Source organism: Corynebacterium sp. HMSC071F07, from assembly GCF_001810285.1.
Taxonomy (GTDB): domain Bacteria; phylum Actinomycetota; class Actinomycetes; order Mycobacteriales; family Mycobacteriaceae; genus Corynebacterium; species Corynebacterium simulans.
The window spans coordinates 33,551-51,608 of record NZ_KV800700.1 but is presented as its reverse complement, the minus strand read 5'-3'; the positions used below and the strand labels follow the sequence as shown (position 1 = coordinate 51,608).

18 protein-coding genes and 1 tRNA gene are annotated in these 18,058 nt (G+C 60.8%); 6 read left to right on the top strand and 13 right to left on the bottom strand.

What is annotated here, in order from left to right; all coding sequences use genetic code 11:
* Positions 1–563, top strand: a 563-nt coding sequence (locus HMPREF2724_RS12310; protein WP_083306087.1) for a DNA recombinase, incomplete at its 5' end; no start/stop codon positions are given.
* Here the strand turns inward: HMPREF2724_RS12310 and HMPREF2724_RS03710 are convergent.
* The 3 genes from HMPREF2724_RS03710 to HMPREF2724_RS03700 all read right to left on the bottom strand — a co-directional run bounded on the left by HMPREF2724_RS03710 (position 532) and on the right by HMPREF2724_RS03700 (position 2,665).
* Positions 532–1,050, bottom strand: a complete 519-nt coding sequence (locus tag HMPREF2724_RS03710; RefSeq protein WP_011273047.1) for a ClbS/DfsB family four-helix bundle protein — start codon at positions 1,048–1,050, stop codon at positions 532–534. The two genes, HMPREF2724_RS12310 and HMPREF2724_RS03710, sit on opposite strands and share 32 nt — an antisense overlap.
* 189 nt (positions 1,051–1,239) lie before the next feature.
* Positions 1,240–1,315 (bottom strand) — tRNA-Thr (locus HMPREF2724_RS03705).
* Positions 1,316–1,417: 102 nt separating this feature from the next.
* Positions 1,418–2,665 carry a DNA polymerase III subunit delta' gene (locus tag HMPREF2724_RS03700; protein ID WP_080986266.1) on the bottom strand — a complete coding sequence of 416 codons (1,248 nt, stop codon included), beginning with the start codon at positions 2,663–2,665 and terminating at the stop codon, positions 1,418–1,420.
* On the opposite strand from HMPREF2724_RS03700, the gene HMPREF2724_RS03695 reads away from it, so the two are divergent.
* Together HMPREF2724_RS03695 and HMPREF2724_RS03690 are read left to right on the top strand one after the other, a co-directional pair.
* Complete coding sequence (locus HMPREF2724_RS03695) at positions 2,664–4,196, top strand: adenylate/guanylate cyclase domain-containing protein (protein WP_049147246.1); 1,533 nt, start codon at positions 2,664–2,666, stop codon at positions 4,194–4,196. The genes HMPREF2724_RS03700 and HMPREF2724_RS03695 overlap by 2 nt on opposite strands.
* Positions 4,197–4,256: 60 nt before the next feature.
* Positions 4,257–5,525, top strand: a complete 1,269-nt coding sequence (locus tag HMPREF2724_RS03690) for a DUF418 domain-containing protein (RefSeq protein WP_246818199.1) — start codon at positions 4,257–4,259, stop codon at positions 5,523–5,525.
* Here the strand turns inward: HMPREF2724_RS03690 and HMPREF2724_RS03685 are convergent.
* Positions 5,473–6,132: a hypothetical protein gene (locus tag HMPREF2724_RS03685; RefSeq protein ID WP_070587233.1), complete on the bottom strand. Its 660-nt coding sequence runs from the start codon at positions 6,130–6,132 to the stop codon at positions 5,473–5,475. The genes HMPREF2724_RS03690 and HMPREF2724_RS03685 overlap by 53 nt on opposite strands.
* A 2-nt stretch (positions 6,133–6,134) precedes the next feature.
* Positions 6,135–9,098, bottom strand: a complete 2,964-nt coding sequence (gene topA / locus HMPREF2724_RS03680) for a type I DNA topoisomerase (protein ID WP_070587231.1) — start codon at positions 9,096–9,098, stop codon at positions 6,135–6,137.
* Between the two features lie 280 nt (positions 9,099–9,378).
* Here topA and HMPREF2724_RS03675 point away from each other — a divergent pair, with 280 nt between their 5' ends.
* Positions 9,379–10,008 carry a DedA family protein gene (locus HMPREF2724_RS03675; RefSeq protein WP_070587243.1) on the top strand — a complete coding sequence of 210 codons (630 nt, stop codon included), beginning with the start codon at positions 9,379–9,381 and terminating at the stop codon, positions 10,006–10,008.
* 49 nt (positions 10,009–10,057) lie between these two features.
* Here the strand turns inward: HMPREF2724_RS03675 and HMPREF2724_RS03670 are convergent, their stop codons facing one another.
* Complete coding sequence (locus HMPREF2724_RS03670) at positions 10,058–10,261, bottom strand: cold-shock protein (protein ID WP_070587228.1); 204 nt, start codon at positions 10,259–10,261, stop codon at positions 10,058–10,060.
* Between the two features lie 186 nt (positions 10,262–10,447).
* On the opposite strand from HMPREF2724_RS03670, the gene HMPREF2724_RS03665 reads away from it, so the two are divergent.
* Positions 10,448–12,811 (top strand): DEAD/DEAH box helicase, encoded by a 2,364-nt coding sequence (locus HMPREF2724_RS03665; RefSeq protein ID WP_070587226.1) that lies wholly within the window; start codon positions 10,448–10,450, stop codon positions 12,809–12,811.
* Here the strand turns inward: HMPREF2724_RS03665 and HMPREF2724_RS03660 are convergent.
* From HMPREF2724_RS03660 to ssd, 7 genes are read right to left on the bottom strand one after another with little or no spacing between them, the layout of a single operon-like run.
* On the bottom strand, positions 12,808–13,128 hold the full coding sequence (locus HMPREF2724_RS03660) for an Rv3654c family TadE-like protein (RefSeq protein WP_061920222.1): 321 nt from the start codon (positions 13,126–13,128) through the stop codon (positions 12,808–12,810). The genes HMPREF2724_RS03665 and HMPREF2724_RS03660 overlap by 4 nt on opposite strands.
* Positions 13,128–13,472 (bottom strand): hypothetical protein, encoded by a 345-nt coding sequence (locus HMPREF2724_RS03655; RefSeq protein ID WP_070587224.1) that lies wholly within the window; start codon positions 13,470–13,472, stop codon positions 13,128–13,130. Before HMPREF2724_RS03655 ends, HMPREF2724_RS03660 begins: the two co-directional genes overlap by 1 nt.
* 3 nt (positions 13,473–13,475) lie before the next feature.
* Positions 13,476–13,667, bottom strand: a complete 192-nt coding sequence (locus HMPREF2724_RS03650) for a DUF4244 domain-containing protein (protein WP_070587221.1) — start codon at positions 13,665–13,667, stop codon at positions 13,476–13,478.
* A gap of 53 nt (positions 13,668–13,720) precedes the next feature.
* Positions 13,721–14,251: a type II secretion system F family protein gene (locus HMPREF2724_RS03645; RefSeq protein ID WP_070587219.1), complete on the bottom strand. Its 531-nt coding sequence runs from the start codon at positions 14,249–14,251 to the stop codon at positions 13,721–13,723.
* Positions 14,245–15,021: a type II secretion protein F gene (locus HMPREF2724_RS03640; protein ID WP_070587217.1), complete on the bottom strand. Its 777-nt coding sequence runs from the start codon at positions 15,019–15,021 to the stop codon at positions 14,245–14,247. The genes HMPREF2724_RS03645 and HMPREF2724_RS03640 overlap by 7 nt, the downstream gene beginning before the upstream one ends.
* On the bottom strand, positions 15,018–16,181 hold the full coding sequence (locus tag HMPREF2724_RS03635) for a TadA family conjugal transfer-associated ATPase (RefSeq protein WP_371440779.1): 1,164 nt from the start codon (positions 16,179–16,181) through the stop codon (positions 15,018–15,020). Before HMPREF2724_RS03635 ends, HMPREF2724_RS03640 begins: the two co-directional genes overlap by 4 nt.
* A complete protein-coding gene (gene ssd / locus HMPREF2724_RS03630; protein ID WP_070587214.1) occupies positions 16,178–17,203 on the bottom strand; it encodes a septum site-determining protein Ssd in 1,026 nt (341 codons plus the stop codon). Before ssd ends, HMPREF2724_RS03635 begins: the two co-directional genes overlap by 4 nt.
* Positions 17,204–17,607: 404 nt before the next feature.
* Between ssd and HMPREF2724_RS03625 the strand changes: the two genes are divergently transcribed.
* Positions 17,608–18,058: HAD-IB family hydrolase (locus tag HMPREF2724_RS03625; protein ID WP_141748329.1), on the top strand; the 451-nt coding region annotated here is incomplete at its 3' end.

The window sequence follows — 18,058 nt, the reverse complement described above, 5'->3', positions numbered from 1 at the left end:
CAGGTGTCTACCAAACAGGGGTCAGGTCCCATCCCCGTCCCTGCCAGACCGCTACCTTGCGTGATGAGCAAATCCAGACCGCGTTCCTCGCCGCGCTAAACCAGCTGGCTGAACAATATCGCGGACAAAGCCACCTACCACAGGTCATCGACGCCATGTTTAATACAGACCAGCTCGAAGCGGAGTCCAAGCGCCTAGACGAGAAAATCCGCGCTCTTGCCAGCGAGATTGAATCATTGGTTGCAGAAAATCAGCGGGTAGCGCAAGACCAGGACCAATACCTCGCCCGCTACACCCAGCTAGAAGCGCGATACCAGAAAACCCTGGGCCGCAAACAAGCCATCGAGGCCGAGATTGCTGCCAAGAGTGCCAAGGCCACTGCGATCAAAACCGCCTACACCCAGTTGGCCGACAAGCCCATCCAGCATTTTCAACCATCCCAGTGGACAGCGCTTATCGACCATGCCGTTATCGGAGCCAACGAGATCCAGTTCGTCTTCAGAATCGGCACTGAAATCACCGTGCCTATTGCTAGCAGGCTGCCAGTTTCTTCCACTTCCTGATTTTGGTGCGAAACGTCGTAAATGGCGCGACGGTGTTGATATGCACCCATTTCCACACCGGCCACGCCGACGGGGTGGAAGAAGCCCACGCACGCTGACCCGAACTAAACAATTCTGATTCGGTTAGACCGCCCACCATTTTGACTATCTCACCAAGCAGGATCTTGAACCTGTCGATCAAATCCTCAGTAGATACCTGCTCCCAGCGTTGGTAGAACGATTCATACAATCCGCCCAGTTGATTCCACTTAAAACCAGGTGCCGGAGTCACCACGTCAAGACCGGCTTGTTCGTCACGTTCCCAGCCGAGCAGTAATTCCATCCAGCCAAGCTGGTAGGCGATCATCTGCCGGGGCGTGCGGTCAACACCGTCAACCAGCCGGTCCCAACCATCGCCAGGAACGCCTACGAACTCGCCGATAAAAAGTTCGCCACGCTTAGTAATCTCTGCGGCTAGTTCATCGCCGGACGCATACGATCTCACCACACACCTCCTCGTGAAACGGCCTTAGGTTTAACGCTTCGTTAGCGCGTTAAACCCTGAATACGCATTTTACTAGGGCAAACAAGATACCCGCTAACGCAAAACCCAAACCCGCTAACGCAAGCGATTTTTCACACCCCCTAAGCGATACTCGCTAACGCAAAAGGGTACTTATCAAATCCGACGTCTAAGTGGAGCCGCCTGCGAGAATCGAACTCGCGACCTTCTCATTACGAGTGAGATGCTCTACCGACTGAGCTAAGGCGGCACGATGCAGTGTGTATATGCACCGCCTGAGAGTTTAGCCTAGGCCTGGGCTGATAAAGAAATCGGGCTATCACCTGTAGTGTGCACGCAGCACACGTGCTGGTTAGCGCGCGCCACAGGCCAGGCGCAGGCGGCCCACCATGCCGTCGAAAGCCACCTGCGGGGTGACGTTCTGCGGCAGCTGCTCGCGGCAGGTACGGATGGCGGACTGAGCGGCAAGCAGCCCATCCTCGCTCACGCGTTGGGCAAGTTCGCCCGCCAGGCCGGCGAAGTCCGGGTGGGTCATGTCCACCTCAGCGCCAACTTTGAGCATGAGCGCATCGCGGTAGATACCGGCAAGATCCACAAGGACAATATCGAGGCCGTCGGCGATGCGGCGTTTAGCGCGCTTCTTATGGAGCTCCTCCAGTTCTTTCAGGGCACTGCGGGCGTCGCGCTGCGCCTTGCTTGCTCCCTTACCCTTGGCGCCGATGCCGAAGGACTGCTCAATTTTGGAGCGCTCCGCTTCTTCGGATTCAGCGTGAGAATCCTTGGCGTCCTTCTCAATGAACTTCAGCAGAGCGGTAACGGATTGGAAGGCCTGGGAGCCGTGGAAGACGTCTTCGGCCAGGTTGATGGCCATGGCGCGACGCTTTTGTGCGGCCGCATCCTGTACCAGGTGGCGGGCACGGCCCACGTGCTGCAGGCTCGTGACGGCGGCCAGGCGAGCATCGTGTTCGCTGGCGCCCTCGGCGACGAGCTGTTTGACCACGCCTTCCACGCTGGGCGAAGGAATATATAGGTGGCGGCACCGCGAGCGCAGGGTCTGGGAGAAATCTTGTGGGTCCTCGGAAGGAGCCACCATGACGATGACGGTGCGCTCCGGCGGCTCCTCCACTGTTTTCAGCAAAGCGTTGGCGGCCTCGTTGCGCAGGCGGTCGGCTTTGTTGAAGATAACCACGCGCCACGGCGCCACGCTGGGCAGGCTCGCCGCACGGCCGATGACATCGCGGGCCTCGCCGACAGTGATGAATTGTTCCTTAGGATCGACGAAAACTAGGTCGGTGTGTTTTTGTTGTTCCAATACCGCCCGGCAGGCCGCGCACTGCCCGCAACCGGGGTCCCCGTTTTCGTCTTTGCTCGTGCACATCAACGCCGCCGCAAAGCACAGCGCCGCCAAAGAGCGGCCCGCCCCGGGAGGACCCGTAAGCAGCCAAGAATGACTCATCGCCCGCAGATCCCCCTCACCTCGGGCGGCCCGAGCTGCGGCCAAGATGGTCTGGGCCACTGCTGGGGTATCTGCCAATCGTTGCGCAACGCTTCCGGTATTCACTCGCCCTAGCCTACTGGGATAACTAAAGTAATAAATCATGAACAGACTACTGCGTGGCGCCCGCTGGCTCATGGGCACCCAATGGCCTATGTACGCCACGCTCGTTCTGGGATCCAACATCTTAGGCGCCGTGGCGATCATGACCTTCGTGGTCTTCTTCCTGCCGATGCCGGAGATTAAGGACTTTACTTCCGACGTCCCGCACTTAGCGTTAATCGGCGTCCTCTATGTTTCCTTCGCCGTGCTCATCGGCATTTCGGTAACCCTGTTACTCTTCCGGCCGGTGCTGGACTGGCAGCGCAATCCCGAAGCCCACGATCCAAACATGGTGCGCAACCTGGTGCTGCGCATCCCCATCTACCAAGCCGCAGTGGCCGGCCTGGTGTGGATCATTGGCATCGTCTTGGCCATCATCATCGCCACCCAATCCTCCGGCAGTCTGGGCCTAGTCGTGGGAGTTTCCACGACCTTGGCCGGCCTGTTGGTGGTGTTGCTTACCTACTTGCAGGCAGAACGCCTCGTGCGCCCCGTGGCGGCGCAGGCAGTGGCCCGCCGCTTCGAGGACTCCACTCTGGAGCCGCCGATTAAGTACCGCCTCATCTATACCTGGGTAATGACCTCCGGCATTCCGCTCGTCGGAATCGCACTGGTGCTCGTGGGCCAGCGCACCGGCATGTTCACGGATAACGCCAACGACATCATGCCCGCGGTCATCGCCCTAGCGCTGACCGCCCTGGGAACGGGTTTTACTGGCACCGTCTTCGCGATGATGAGCGTCGTTGACCCCATCGTCGAGCTACAGGATGCAATCAACCGCGTGCGCCGCGGCGAAAATGATGTGCAGGTCGATATTTATGACGGTTCCGAGTTGGGCGTGTTGCAGGCAGGCTTTAATGAAATGATGCGCGGCCTGCGCGAGCGTCAACGCGTGCGCGATATCTTCGGCCGCTACGTCGGCATCGAGGTCGCCCAGCGCGCACTGGAGGAACGCCCCGAGTTGGGCGGCGAGGACCGCAAGGTAGCCGTTCTTTTCATCGACGTCATCGGCTCCACCACCTTCGCGGTCAACCACACCCCAGAGGAGGTCGTCGAAGAGCTCAACAAGTTCTTCGAGCACGTAGTCGAAGTGGTGCACCGCAACAAGGGCATCATCAACAAGTTCCAGGGCGATGCCGCGCTGGCCGTATTCGGCGCTCCGCTTAACGTCTACGACGCTAACTCCATGGCGCTGCAGGCGGCGCGCGAGCTGCGTCAGGAGCTACGTGGCTTGGAGCTGCAGGCAGGCATCGGCGTCGCGGCGGGTCACGTGGTGGCCGGCCACATCGGCGGCGCGGACCGCTTTGAGTACACCGTCATTGGTGATGCAGTAAACGAGGCGGCCCGCCTGACCGAGCTGGCCAAGGACACTCCGGGCCAGGTCCTGACCAACTCCGCCACGCTGCGCGGTGCCAACGAGGCAGAGCAAGCCCGCTGGACCATGATGAAGTCCATTGAGCTGCGCGGACGACGCCGCATGACACGCCTGGCACGCCCTATCCGCTCCACGCTTGCTGAACGCGCGGAACAATAGCGGAGCAATAGCGGCGCAGTAACCGAGAACTAATTTCATAAGTTCTGTAACATGCGGCCCATGACTTCCGCAGTGTCTCAGTCTCGACCTCGCATGATCGTGCCCGACGTAGCTCGTGGCATGGCTCTTCTCGGCATCGCCCTAGCCAACGTCTGCACTGGGTGGATTACCACCACCCATCCAGACGGCCAGTATTTCGGCGGCATCGATTCTGGCAACGTGTGGGATAAAGCAACTGTGCTCTTTACCGCGATGTTCGCGCATAACCGCGGTTTGCCGATGTTCTCCACGCTCCTGGGCTTCGGTATCGGGCTTATCACCCTGAGCCTTTGGCGCCGCGGCTTCCCGCTCGGCCAGGCGCGCATGGTCATCATCAAGCGCTACGGCTTCCTGGCCGTTTTCGGCATTATCCACCTGGTGTTTATCTTCTATGGCGACATCATGTTTTTCTACGGCTGCTGTGCTTTGGTCATCAGCATGTTTATTTCCCTGCACGATAAAACTCTCAAGAAGATCGCTTATACCCTGCTGACCATCATTACGGTCCTTGGAATCGGTGCGTTTGTGTTTACGCTTTTGGTTCCGGAATTAGGCATGAATTACGTCACCTTTTCCGAGCTTCCCAAATCCTATGGGAAGTTGGTGCTGGATGGATTATTGATGCTGTTGGGGCAGGCTGTTAGCGCCGTGCCGTTCATGCTCATGTACGGACCCATCATGTTGGTGGGCTTTACGTGGGCGCGCCAGGGCACGCTTGCCGACGTCGCGTCTCACCGCACCGAGCTGCGCATCTGGGCAGGCATTACAGCAGTGATCATCTTGGGCGTGGGCCTGCCGTGGGGCCTTGCTACTATCGGCGTGCTCCCCGCGGAAGTCGAGGGGGCCTTCTTTCAGCTCAACACCTTCGTCGGCGTGATTACCGGCCCGGGCATCCTGGCGATGCTCGCGCTGGTGCTAGAGAAGGTGCAGACACTGCCTTGGTGGCTGTGGCCATTTAGTGCGCTGGGTAAGCGCTCGATGAGCGGCTACATCATGCAGTCGATCATCTTCTTCGCGGTGATTTTCCCGTTCACCTTGAACATCGGCTCCCAGTTCTATGCCTCCGGCTTGGCCTTGTTGGCGGTGGGCAACTGGCTGCTCACTCTGCTGCTGGCCTGCCTTCTCGAATACTTTGGCAAGCCGGGCCCGTTCGAGTGGCTGCATCGCCGAATTTCTTATGGCAAGACGATGCGGCCAGAACTAAAAAGGCAGCCGCCTAGTGGCATTGAATCACCCGTCAGTGGCGCTCCAGTGCATCAACCAGAAGGAAATGTCCAAGCACGCGGCTAGCGGCCTCGGCGGCGCCCAGCAGGCGGCTATCGCGCAGCGGGTTGACGGGCAGGGTGCGTGCAAGGGTAAGCCCCTCTGAAAAGAGGATGAGGTTGGCGCCGTGGCTCGCGCCCTTCGTGGCGTCTGCACGCAAGGCTGGATCCCCTGCGAGCGCCGAAGTGGCGGCAACAGCCGCACCAGCCGCTGCGGTGGCCGCGCGGTAGCGGCCCTTAGACATGGCAAGGCCGCCAGCCCACGCGCCGATGCGCAGGCCCCAGCCCAGCTTGTCGTTGCGCTGCGCGCGCAAAAGATACAGATAAGCCCCGTGATGCAAGGCAATGGCGGCAATGCCCAGAGCATTCGGTTCGCCGCGCTTGCAGTACTGGCCCACCGAACCGGCAGCAAGGCCACCGCGCAGCACCGGGTTCGCCGTTTGGGTGCAGAGAGTAGCTATTACCGCGGCGTCGAGAAGCCGGGGCTCAAACCCGAAGATGCGCGCCCAAGCGCTGGCCTCCCCGGCGGCTAGAAACCCTAGGCGCGCGGGGTGGCCGGCGGGATCGGTGATTGCGGGATATACCGCCCGCCACAGCGCGGCGGCGCCCTGTTCAGTGCGTTGCAGGAAGTCCATCGCTACTTGCGGCTGCCTGCCTTGACCACGTTCTTAGTGCCTGGCGAAGGCTTCTTCGCCGTCGACTTCTTCGTGGATTTCTTGGTTGCCTTCTTCGTGGATTTCTTAGTCGATTTTTTGGTCGACTTCTTACCAGCCTTCTTGGTGGTCTTCTTCTTACCACCATCCGCGGCTTCCTTGGCACGGCGCTCGGACAACAGCTCGTTGGCACGGGCGTCGGTAAGCGTTGCGGGATCGTCGCCGCGGCGCAGCGAAGCATTCGTGGTGCCATCGGTGACGTACGGGCCAAAGCGGCCATCCTTGACGGACATCGGCTTGCCGGAGACGTCATTGTCACCCAGCTGCTTCAGCGGCGGCTGCGCGGCGGCGCGGCCACGGCGCTTCGGCTCCGCGTAGATGCGGCGCGCCTCGTCCAAGGTGATGGAGAAGATCTGCTCTTCGTTAGCCAGCGAGCGGGAATCACTGCCCTTCTTCAGGTACGGGCCATAGCGGCCGTTCTGTGCGGTGATGACCTCGTTATCGGAAGGATCCACGCCCACCTCACGCGGCAGGGAAAGCAGCTGCAGGGCCTGCTCCAGGGTGACCGAAGAAGGCTCCATGGAGCTAAACAGCGAAGCGGTGCCAGGCTTGAGCTTTTCGTCGATGTACTCGGCGATGCGCTTTTCCTTCTGCTTTTCCGCAGTCTTGGTCTCCCAGTTCTTGGCGCGCTTGCCTTCCTCGGCGCGCTGCTTATCCTCAGCCTCGCGCTCCTGCTTGACCAGCTCGAGGGCCTCGGCCTCAGCCTTCTCGCGCTCATCCTCGCGCACCTGCTCGGTGACATACGGGCCGAAGCGGCCTTCCTTGGCCACGATCATGCGGCCATTGGCGGGGTTCTCGCCCAGCTCGCGGCCGCCCTGCGGGGTAGCAAAGAGCTTCTCAGCGAGCTCTTCACCCAGCTCATCCGGGGTGGTGGTCTCAGAAAGGTTGGCGCGCTGATACTCCGGTGTGCCGTCCTCGGCCGTGCCCACCACGCGCTCGATGTACGGGCCATAGCGGCCGACGCGCACGAAGACATCGCGGCCTTCCGAGTCGGTGTAGAGCAGCAAGGAGTTGACCTTGCGGGCGTCGATGGCCTCAAGGTTGATATCGATAAGGGACTTCAAGCCGCCGTGGCGCGCGATGGAATCCGCCTTCTGCTCCTTGGCCGCAGCATTGCCAAAGTAGAAGCCCTTGAGCCATTCGGTACCGTTCTCGTTACCAGTGGCAATCGCGTCGAGCTCGTCTTCCATCGAGGAAGTAAAGTCATAGTCCACCAGCTCGGTGAAGTTGTCTTCCATCAGGCCGATGACCGCGAAGGCAACCCAAGACGGCACTAGGGCGTTGCCGCGCGAGAGCACGTAGCCGCGGTCCTGGATGGTCTTGATGATGGAGGCATAGGTGGAAGGACGGCCAATGCCCAAATCTTCCATCTTCTTAACCAGGCTGGCCTCGGTATAGCGCGCCGGCGGGTTGGTGGAGTGACCGTCAGCGGAAACTTCCTGGGAGGCCAGCGCGTCGCCCTCGTCGAGGTGCGGAAGGCGGGACTCACCGTCGGAATTCTTGTTAGCCACGTCCTCGTAGGCCTTCAGGAAGCCCGGGAAGGTAATGGTGCGGCCGGTGGCGGAGAACTCAACGTCCTGCGCGCCCTCGGTGGTATTCGCATTCGCAGCCACCGTGACCTTCATGGAGGTTCCCTTGGCATCTGCCATCTGGGAGGCCACGGTGCGCTTCCAAATCAGCTCGTAGAGCTTGAACTCTTCGGCATCGAGGCGGCTCGATAGCTCGCCCGGGGTAGCAAACTTTTCGCCCGCCGGGCGGATCGCCTCGTGGGCCTCCTGGGAGTTTTTCACCTTGCGGTCATAGATACGCGGGGAATCAGCGACATACTCCGCGCCAAAGATGGAGCTAGCCGCGCCACGCGCCGCGTTCAGGCCCTGCTTAGACAGCGAGGTCGAGTCGGTACGCATGTAGGTGATGTGACCGTTTTCGTAAAGACGCTGCGCAATGCGCATAGTGCGCTCGGAGGTGTAGTGCAGGCGGCGGCCCGCCTCCTGCTGCAGGGTCGAGGTCATAAACGGCGCATAAGGCTTGCGGGTATATGGTTTGTGCTCGACGCTTGTGACGGAGAAAGCGGCGCCTTTCAGGGCGTCGGCAAGCGCCTGTGCGTGCGCCTGCTTGACGACGACCACCTCGTCGCTCTTGAGCTTGCCCGAATCATCGAAGTCACGGCCTAGGGCAACACGCTTGCCGTCGATGGCGGTCAGGCGAGCATCGAAAGCTTCCTTCGCCTCAGCCTTCTCGCTGTGCAGGCGAGCGGTAAGATCCCAGTACTCGGCGGAGATGAACGCCATGCGCTCACGCTCACGCTCGACGATGACGCGGGTGGCAACGGACTGCACGCGACCGGCAGAAAGGCGCGGCATGACCTTCTTCCACAGCACCGGCGAGACCTCGTAGCCATAAAGGCGGTCCAGGATGCGGCGGGTTTCCTGCGCGTCGATCAGGTTCTCGTCAAGCTCACGGGTGTTTTCTGCCGCCTCCAAGATGGCGGACTTGGTGATCTCGTTGAAGACCATGCGGCGCACTGGCACCTTTGGCTTAAGCACCTCAAGCAGGTGCCACGCAATCGCCTCACCCTCGCGGTCGGGGTCTGTTGCGAGGTAGAGCTGGTCGCACTGCTTCAGCTTGGCTTTAAGGTCAGCGACCTTCTTCTTTTTGTCTTGGCTGATGACATAGAGCGGGGTGAAGTCATCCTCGGGGTTGACGCCGAGGCGCGCCCAAGATTCTTTCTTGTACTTCGCCGGGACGTCGGCGGCGCCGCGTGGGAGATCACGAATGTGTCCCACGGAGGCCTCAACAATGTAATTGTCGCCTAGGTAGGGTTGGATCTTCTTAGCCTTCGTCGCCGACTCGACGATGACCAGGGTTTTCCCGGCTACTTCTGCCACTCGACTTCATCCCTTTCGATGATGCGATCACTTGTCGCTCATACGTTGCTTCTACAACGCTTATACAACGCCCTTTGTTCACGCTACGTTAAACGAGCACGATCAAAAGGCAATTGAGCAATAGCGTACAGAAGTTCTTTTACTCTGTACTTATTAGGGCAGCTGCGCTGCCTTACCTGCTGCCTTTAGACATGCACGGTTATACTGGACGCTTTGTCACAGTAACTGGGCACAGTAACAGGCACAGTAACACGAATCGCGTACCCGATGGGGAGGAATGATGGTTGCATCCGTCACCGCATGGATCGAAGTAGTCATGCTAACCCAATGGGTATACCCGCTGATAGGAACATTGATTTTCCTCGATTGTTTCTTCCCGGTGCTGCCTTCAGAGATCCCGCTCAACATGGTTGGAGCATGGTCGGCCTCGCAGGGCTACCCGCACATCCCCATGATGTTCTTCGTGGCAATTCTGGCCGCCATCGTGGGCGATAACCTGTGCTTCCTGCTCGGCACCCGCCTGATGACGCTGGTCAATCGCGTCCAGAAGGGCACCAAGGCCTACGAGGGCCTGGCTTGGGTCAAGCGCAACATGCGCCGCGGCGGTGGCGCGGCGATTATCATCGCCCGCTTTATCCCTTCAGCCCGCCTTTTCATGACCATCCTGTTGGGCTCGATGCGCTATCCTTGGCCGCTGTTTTTCTTCTTCGACATCATCGGCGTCAGCATCTGGGCCGCGCAGGCGCTGGCCATTGGCTTCGTGGGCGGCAAGGCCTTCTCGGATTCTCCCGCCGTGGCGATGATTGTCAGCATCATCGCCGCCATCATCATCGGCTTTGGCCTACAAAAGGCCCAGAATGCGGTGCTCGAGTGGTGGGATACCCGCCGCGGGTATGCAGAAACCCCTTAAGCCTTTAAAGGCTTGAAGGGGCCGTGTGTGAGCTTTTAAACGCCGCGTTTTAAAGGGCGGTGACATTCTGGGCCTGCAGACCCTTTTGACCTTCGGCGACCTCGAAGGAAACCTTCTGATTTTCCTCCAGGGTGCGGAAGCCGCTGCCCTGAATCTCGGAGTAGTGAACGAAGATGTCGCCGGAGCCATCTTCCATCTCGATAAAGCCGTAGCCCTTTTCTGCGTTGAAGAACTTGACGGGGCCTTGTGCCATGGTGTTTAACCTTCTATGTAAGTGTCTACGAGTAGTGGACAAAATGGATTGTGGAAAACAAATCTTCGCCAGCACTAACCAAAAGAAAAACACTGAGCCAAGAATTTATCGGCCTAGCACCCAGTGTGGCACGTTTGGTTAGCTGGCGATAGCTCGCCACGTAAATCTTTTTAGAAAGGGGGTAGCGTGCCCAACCCCCTCGGCCAAGAATTAGTCGAGCTGCTGCAACGCCGCTTCGATGAAACAACGTTTACTTCCGTCACCACTTTAGAGGCGAAGCCTGCCCAATTCGGGCCGTGGCCAGATTGGGTTTTGCCGGGACTTAAAACCTATTTGCAGGGCCATGACGTGGCAAAGCTTTATTCGCACCAAGTTAAAGTGGCCGAAGAAGCTTGGCGGGGCAACGACGTCGTGGTCGCCACCGGCACTTCCTCCGGCAAATCTTTGGGCTACCTACTTCCCATCCTGACTAGGCTGGTGGAAGAGCCCACCGCGTGCGCTTTGTATATCACCCCCACTAAGGCGTTGGGCTCGGATCAGCTGCACGCGGTTTTGCAGATGTGCCGTGAGGTTGAGCAGTTGCGTGGTGTGGTCGCGGCGCCTTACGACGGCGATACGCCCACCGAATCCAGAGCCGGCATCCGGGACGATGCGCGCTTTATCTTTTCGAATCCAGACATGATCCACATGTCGATGCTGGCCTCGCATCAGCGCTGGGCGCGTTTCCTGCGGCACTTGCGCTTCATCGTCGTAGATGAGTGCCACTCCTATCGGGGAGTATTTGGCGCGAATGTGGCGTTGGTTTTGCGCCGCTTGCTGCGCTTATGCAAACACTATGGCGCGCATCCGGTGGTGATTTCTGCCTCGGCCACGATGAAGGACCCAGCACTGCATGCGCAGCGCCTTACCGGGCGTGACACGGTTGCGGTCACAGAAGACGGCGCGCCCACGGGTGCGCGGACGGTGGCTCTTTGTGAGCCCGGGTTCATCGATGGTGCGGAGGGCGAAAATGGCGCTCCCGTGCGCTATGCCGCAACCACCGAGTCGGCCGGGATGATGGCGACTTTGGTGGCAGAAGGCGCCCGCACTCTTACCTTTGTGCGTTCCCGGCGCGCCGCGGAGACGGTGGCCTTGCGCACCGCGGAGGAGCTATCTGGTTCCCTCGGACGGCCCGATTTCGCTCGTCGCATCGCGGCTTATCGGGCAGGTTACTTAGCTGAGGACCGGCGCAAGTTAGAGCACGCGCTTGACGACGGCACGCTGCTCGGCGTCGCCACCACCTCCGCGCTGGAGCTAGGCATTGACGTCGGCGGCCTTGATGCCGTGGTCATTGCGGGCTTTCCGGGAACGGTGGCTAGCTTCTGGCAGCAGGCGGGCCGCGCGGGAAGACGCGGGCAAGGCTCCGTGGTGGTCTTGGTCGCGCGCGACGAGCCGATGGATACCTACTTGGTGAATCATTCGGAGGCCCTGCTGGGAAGGCCGGTGGAGGCCAGCGTGTTTAACCCAGCAAATCCCTATATTTTGTTCGGCCATGTCTATTGCGCGGCGGTGGAAAAGCCGCTGCAGGATGCGGAGATCGTCCAGCTGGGTGCGCAGGAGGTTGTCCATTCCTTGGCGGAGCGCGGGCTGTTGCGACGCCGCGACCGTGGCTGGTTTGCAGCGCCCCTCCCGGCGGGCGAAGAGCTCACCCCAGAGACCGCACACTCGACGGTATCGTTGCGCGGCAGCGCAGGCGAGGAAGTGATGATCGTGGATTCTTCCGACGGCCGCCTGCTTGGCACCATCGACGCTGGACGCGCCGCCAGCCAGGTCCACCCCGGCGCGGTGTATCTACATCAGGGCGAAAGCTTCGTGATTGAACAGCTGCACTTCGCGGACTACCTGGCGCTGGCAAAGCCGGAGACGCCGGAATATACAACGACCCCGCGCTCGACTACGGATATCTGCATCGTGCGCGAGGCCGATGAGCTCATCAACTATGCGCCGGGGCTGTGGGTGGCCAACGTAGAAGTGGAGGTAGTCGATCAAGTAACCGGCTACCAGGTGCGCCTGCCCGACGGCACGGTTGGCGATGACATTCCGCTGGACATGCCGCAGCAGCGCCTGCACACCCGTGCGGTGGCCTACACCATTGATCCGCTGGCGCTTGCAGCAATGGGTGTGAGCGCCGCCGATACTCCGGGCACTCTGCACGCGGCGGAGCACGCGGCGATTGGCCTGCTACCGCTGATTGCTACCTGCGATAGGTGGGATATCGGCGGCGTGTCCACGGCGCAGCATGCGGATACTGGTCTGCCTACGGTCTTTGTCTACGACGGTCACCCGGGCGGCGCTGGCTTTGCCGATGAAGGCTTCCGCCGCTTCCCGGAGTGGATAGCCACCACGTATGAAACGGTGGTTTCTTGCCCGTGCGAGGCAGGCTGCCCCTCGTGCGTGCAGTCACCAAAGTGCGGCAACGGCAACAACCCGCTGGATAAGGCCGGTGCCATTAAGTTGCTTGGTGCACTGGTGACGATGACGCAGTCAGGGCCCATGCCCGCCGAGACCTAGACCGGACCAGCGCGAGCCACCGCCTCCACGCGCCTCACGGCGACAGTGACGATGACATCGCGCTCGACTACGCGGCACTGCCTAACACTGGAGTTGTTGTGCTGCGCGGTCTCCCGCGCCGCGGCACACCCGTCTTGGCCTTTTGCGTGTTCCCACGCGGCCGCCACCGCCGACATGTCGGCGGCCACCTGCGCCTCATGGCGCGCTGCCACGCGGCTAGCCACGGTGACAACAACCAAGAGGAGGGAGACGATGGCAACGATGATCCCCGCATTAACCACGGTGGCATAGCCAGCCTCAGCGTCTTTGCGGCACATCACTGCCCGCCTCCCGCCGAACCCGCTATCTCGGCCGGAAACACTGCCTGCGCTTTCATCTCCCCCAACGGCGAGTGCACGGTGGCTTGTGCGGTGACGAGGCCACCCCTTTCAGCGATGTCGACGCTTACTTTCTCATGGGAGTAGTCCTCGCCTATCGCGTATGCACGCGCAGCGGCACCGGCGGCGTCGACAGCCGCCAGGTGGGCCGCCATCGTCGCGACACCCGCAACGGCACCGGCTGCAACGATGACCAAAGAGCTCAACCCGAGGGCTGCCTCAATGGTGACCGAACCGGTGTCGCCGCTAAGGCGCCGAACGATATGAAGATAACAGCGCCGCATTGTTTAACCCGGAGTGTTAGACAAAGCGTCAGTGATGATGGATTCGATGGCGTCTGGCACTTGGCCGCCGTTGATGACGGCATAGAGCACAGCCGCAAGGGCCGCAGCGGCCAGCGAACCCATGGCGTATTCGATGGTGGACATACCGTCGTCATTCTTTAAAGCGGCATTAACCTGAGCAGCAATCTTGTGCATGTTCTCTTCCTTTCCTTGTGGGTGAATTGAGGTGAAAAATGTGTGGTTTATGGTTACAACAATTGGGAACCGAGGCTTAATATCACCGGCACCAATCCCAGGACTATGAAGGCTGGGAGGAAGCACACTGCCAGCGGCAGCGCGATGAATACCCCGGCGCGCTCTGCCCGTGCGGTCGCATGAGCTGTGGCTTCCGCCCGCAAGGTTTCGACTAGGCGATGACAGCCCGCGGCAATCGCCGCACCCGATTCCCCGGAAAGCTCCAGTAATCCAGCGAGATCTTCGAGTTGCGGCTGTGCGCGCAGCACGTCCATGGCAGCGGCCAGCGGAGCGCCCACGCCCAGCAGCGTCGCCGCTTCCTTCCAGGCAGCGCACGCGCTTGTCGACGCCACGCCTGCCAAGGCCTCACGTACCGACAGCCCTGCCTCCACGCAGGCGGCGAAGAGCTCTAGGTCGGCGGCCACATCGAGCGGTGCCGGCTGTGTTCCGGGGCCATCCCGCGGAGTCTTGGGCCGTACGAGCCGACGAAGCGGCGCGCTCGTGGGAATGCACAGTGCAAGAGCCAGGCAAAGATAAGTCAGCATGCCGTCGCGCTCCTTAAGATGTAGCGCGACCACGCAAACCCGCCGCAGGCCAGGCCAACCCCGATGACGAGAAGAAGGCCTCCAAGTCCGCCTCCTAAAAGCAGCCCCAGCGAATCCGCGCCCATCGCGCCTCCCATGGCGATGCCGGCCAGCGGCAGACATGCCAGGATAAGCGCGGTGGCCTGCGGACCTTGTAGAGAAGACTCCGTGGATTGCGCATGCCGGCGGGCCGCATCCAACTGAGATTGGGCTTGCTCCACCAGCCCCGCCAGCGCCACGCCGTGCAAAGAAGAGAGCCGAATGACGTGGCCTAGCCGCACCACCGCCGGCTCCGTGGCCGCAACGAGCGGACCGTGGATGGCCCCACCGTGGGCGGCCATGCCTGCCGCAGTGCGCAGCGGCACGAGCACGGTGGCGGGGCAATCCGCAGGTAGCGCTTCCACGCCTCGCTTTAGGGCACCAGCCGTCGTAGCACCGGCCCGCAGATCCGCAGAGACCGTGCCCAGGAACGTGGCGAGTTCTTTGCGGGCGCGCCGGGACCTCCGCGCGGAGTTGATATCCCGCAGGTACCACACCGCGCAGGCAATGACGCAGAGCACTGCGAGGGCGACGCTTAAGCGGCCAAAGGCATAAAAGCACAGCCCACCACAAAAGACGATTGGCCCAATCAAAAGCGTCGGGACACGCGTGCGCCCTTCCGCTTGATGCAAGCGCCGCGCGGCGGATGGTTGCGCTAAAAGCGCAGCTAAAGCCAGAAATATAAAAGTCATTGCGCCACCCCTAAGCGCTCAGCAAACTCGCTAAAGCCTTCTCCCGGCCCGGTGTCGGCGCTCCAGATAAGCTGCGGCCGTACTGGATTGCCTTCCAGCACCCCAATGTGTGCCAGGCGCCTTCCCTCATGCCCTCTTTCCATCGCCAGGACCACATGCACTGCGGCGGCCAGTTGGGAGTGCAACGCCGCCCTGTCCAGCCCACCCAGTGCGGCGAGTGCCTCCATGCGAGCTGGCACCTCCCACACGGAGTTGGCATGCAACGTTCCTGCTCCACCATCGTGGCCAGTGTTTAATGCGGCGAGCAGGTCCACGACCTCCGCACCACGAATCTCACCGACCACGATGCGGTCGGGGCGCATACGCAAAGACTGCTGCAGCAACTTAGCCATCGTTATTTCACCGCGGCCTTCTGCATTAGCGCGCCGGGATACTAAAGTCACCACATGCGGATGCAGCGGCGCCAACTCCGCGGTGTCTTCGATGACGAGGATGCGCTCGTTCTTAGGCACCGTGCCCAGCAGCGCCGACAATAAAGTGGTCTTTCCCGCACCGGTGCCGCCAATGACGAGGAAGGAAGCATGTTTTTCCACGATGGCCCGCAGCAGCGGCTCCACCTCTTTCGCGATACTCCCACTAGCAACAAGCTGCTCCAGGCTCGTCTGTGCTTGGCGTAGCACGCGCAAGCTGATGCACGTCCCACCAGCCGAAGGCGGTGCCAACAAAGCATGCAGGCGCAGCGCAATGCCATCCCCACGGGCAAGCCGGCCATCGGCAAAAGGCTGCGCATCATCGAGGCGCACGCCGGCTACTGCGGCCAGGCGCGTGGCCAGCTGGCGGACTTCGGCATCATCGACAAAGGAAACTGGCGTGGGTTCTAGCCCATTGCCTCGGTCGATAAAGCAACTGCGCGGGCCGTTAACCACGACGTCGCTAAGCCCGGGCTGCGCCAGGATCGGCTCGAGGACTCCCAGGCCCAGGGAATCATGCCGCAGGCGACGCAGCAGATCCAGCACGTCTGCATCGCTGATAACGCCTGCCTCCTGGCGAATCCGGCGCGCGAGCGCCGTAGTGTCAGCCACCAACTCAGGCGACGCGGCCACAATCGTGCGCAACCTATCCAAGAGATTTATCTCGCTCATCCCTGCACCGCCGCTCATGCCAGGACCTCGCCGACAACGTTTTCGGCTGCCACCCGCAGCCCGCGTGGCAGCCGCCGTAGACCACCCGTATCGGAGGCTTTGGTAAGACCCCGGAGCGTGGGAATTTCGGCAATCGGATCGCGGTGAACAATTTTGGCGATGTCTTCCTTCGAAAGGCCTGACCACTGCCTGTAGCGCACCACTACACTGCATTTTTGTTGTTTGGCTTCCAGCTCCGCCACGAGCTTGGCGCATGCGGCAGTCGGGCGCACCTCAGCAGCCGTTAGGATTACGACATGCTCGCAGGCCTGTGGGATTTCAAGGGGCGAGCAATCGAAAACTGCCCCGGCTGGGTGCATCGCGGCAGCCTGAAAAATAGCCTCCCGGCGCGCCGGCTTAATACTCGGCTGGCCTGCATAGCCGCTCCGCGCAGCAGCCAAAATTCCCAGTTCGCCTACTCGCGGCAGCGCGCGATGTAGATCCCCTGCGTTTACGCTTCCGCTACCTGCCGCAAGATCCGGCCAACGCGCTCCCGGCTCCTCCTCGATTCCTGCCAGTAGGTCAAGCCCACCGGAGTAAGAGGTGGCGTCGATAAGCAGTCCGGCCCCTGCCACGCTCGCCACGGCATAAGCAAAAGTCGAAGTTCCTACTCCCCCTGCCGCGCCAACTATGGCCAACGCGAAGTTATTGCCGCTTGTCTGCTGCGGCCGGACTCGATCTGCCAAAGCGCTCAAAAGCTGCTTCGATTCCGCCGGAATGATAAAGGCCTCGGCGCTGCGGCACTTCATGGCGGCCTCATAATCAATGGGTCCTGGATCTGCTGCTACGAAAAGCACTGGTGCCCTACTGTGGCTGGCGACTAACTCCGCAGTGAGCTTATCCGCAACGATGACCGTGGCTTTCGGCAGGTACCGCGCGAAGTCACGCGGGTCCTCAACCGCAGTAACCTGCGCGCTCGTCGCCGCTGCCGCGGCAATTACTTCCACTCGCAGCGCGGAATCTCCCACTGCGATAGCGATGCTGGCGTCGTATGAACTCATGCCTCCAGCATTGGTGAAGCGATATCCCCAGCACTAGAGGAAATTTTGCGGCTGTGGATAACTCGCCGGTTTTAAAGCACCTATCGCGACTCAAGGTGACGTATCAGCTAAAAACTGTGGAAATAGTGCGGTTAGTACTTGCCTGAACGCGTGGTTTCTAGGGCACCCCGCCTGCAAATAGATGATGACCCGCGCCTCGGGGGGGTGTGCGCGGGTCATCGGTAACCCGGCATCGGGGGGGTGAGCCGGGGCAGGCCGCACTGTATATCGGGGCCTTGCAAGGCTCATTATGACATGTAAGAGACAGGTTGACAACAGCAGCAATCCAGCTTGTTTCCTGCATTTGTTAGCTTGCACTGATCCTCTTGCCGCAGCCACACAACACCTTTAACATTGGCCACAACATGAATGATGCATCCAGCCACCACCGCAGCGGCGAGGCCCCCGTAAACCCGGCCGCCGATTGCGCACGCGTGGCTGCATTCTTCGATCTAGACAAGACCATCATCGCCACCTCATCTGCTTTCGCCTTTGGCAAAGAGTTCATGCACAACGGGCTCATTACCCCAGCGGAGGCGCTGCAGATGTCGATTGCAAAAGCAAGCTACATGTTCGCGGGGCACTCCAGCCAGCAGATGGACGCCACTCGCGATCAACTAGCCGCAATGATCGCCGGTTGGTCCGTCGCGGAGGTACACAGCATCGCCAAAGCGACCATGCACAACGTGGTCACGCCCGCCATCTACGCAGAGGCCCGGGAACTCATCGATTTCCACCAAGCAGCCGGCCACGAGGTAATCATCATCTCAGCTTCGGCTGCCACGCTCGTGCGCCCCATCGCTGAAGAGCTAGGCA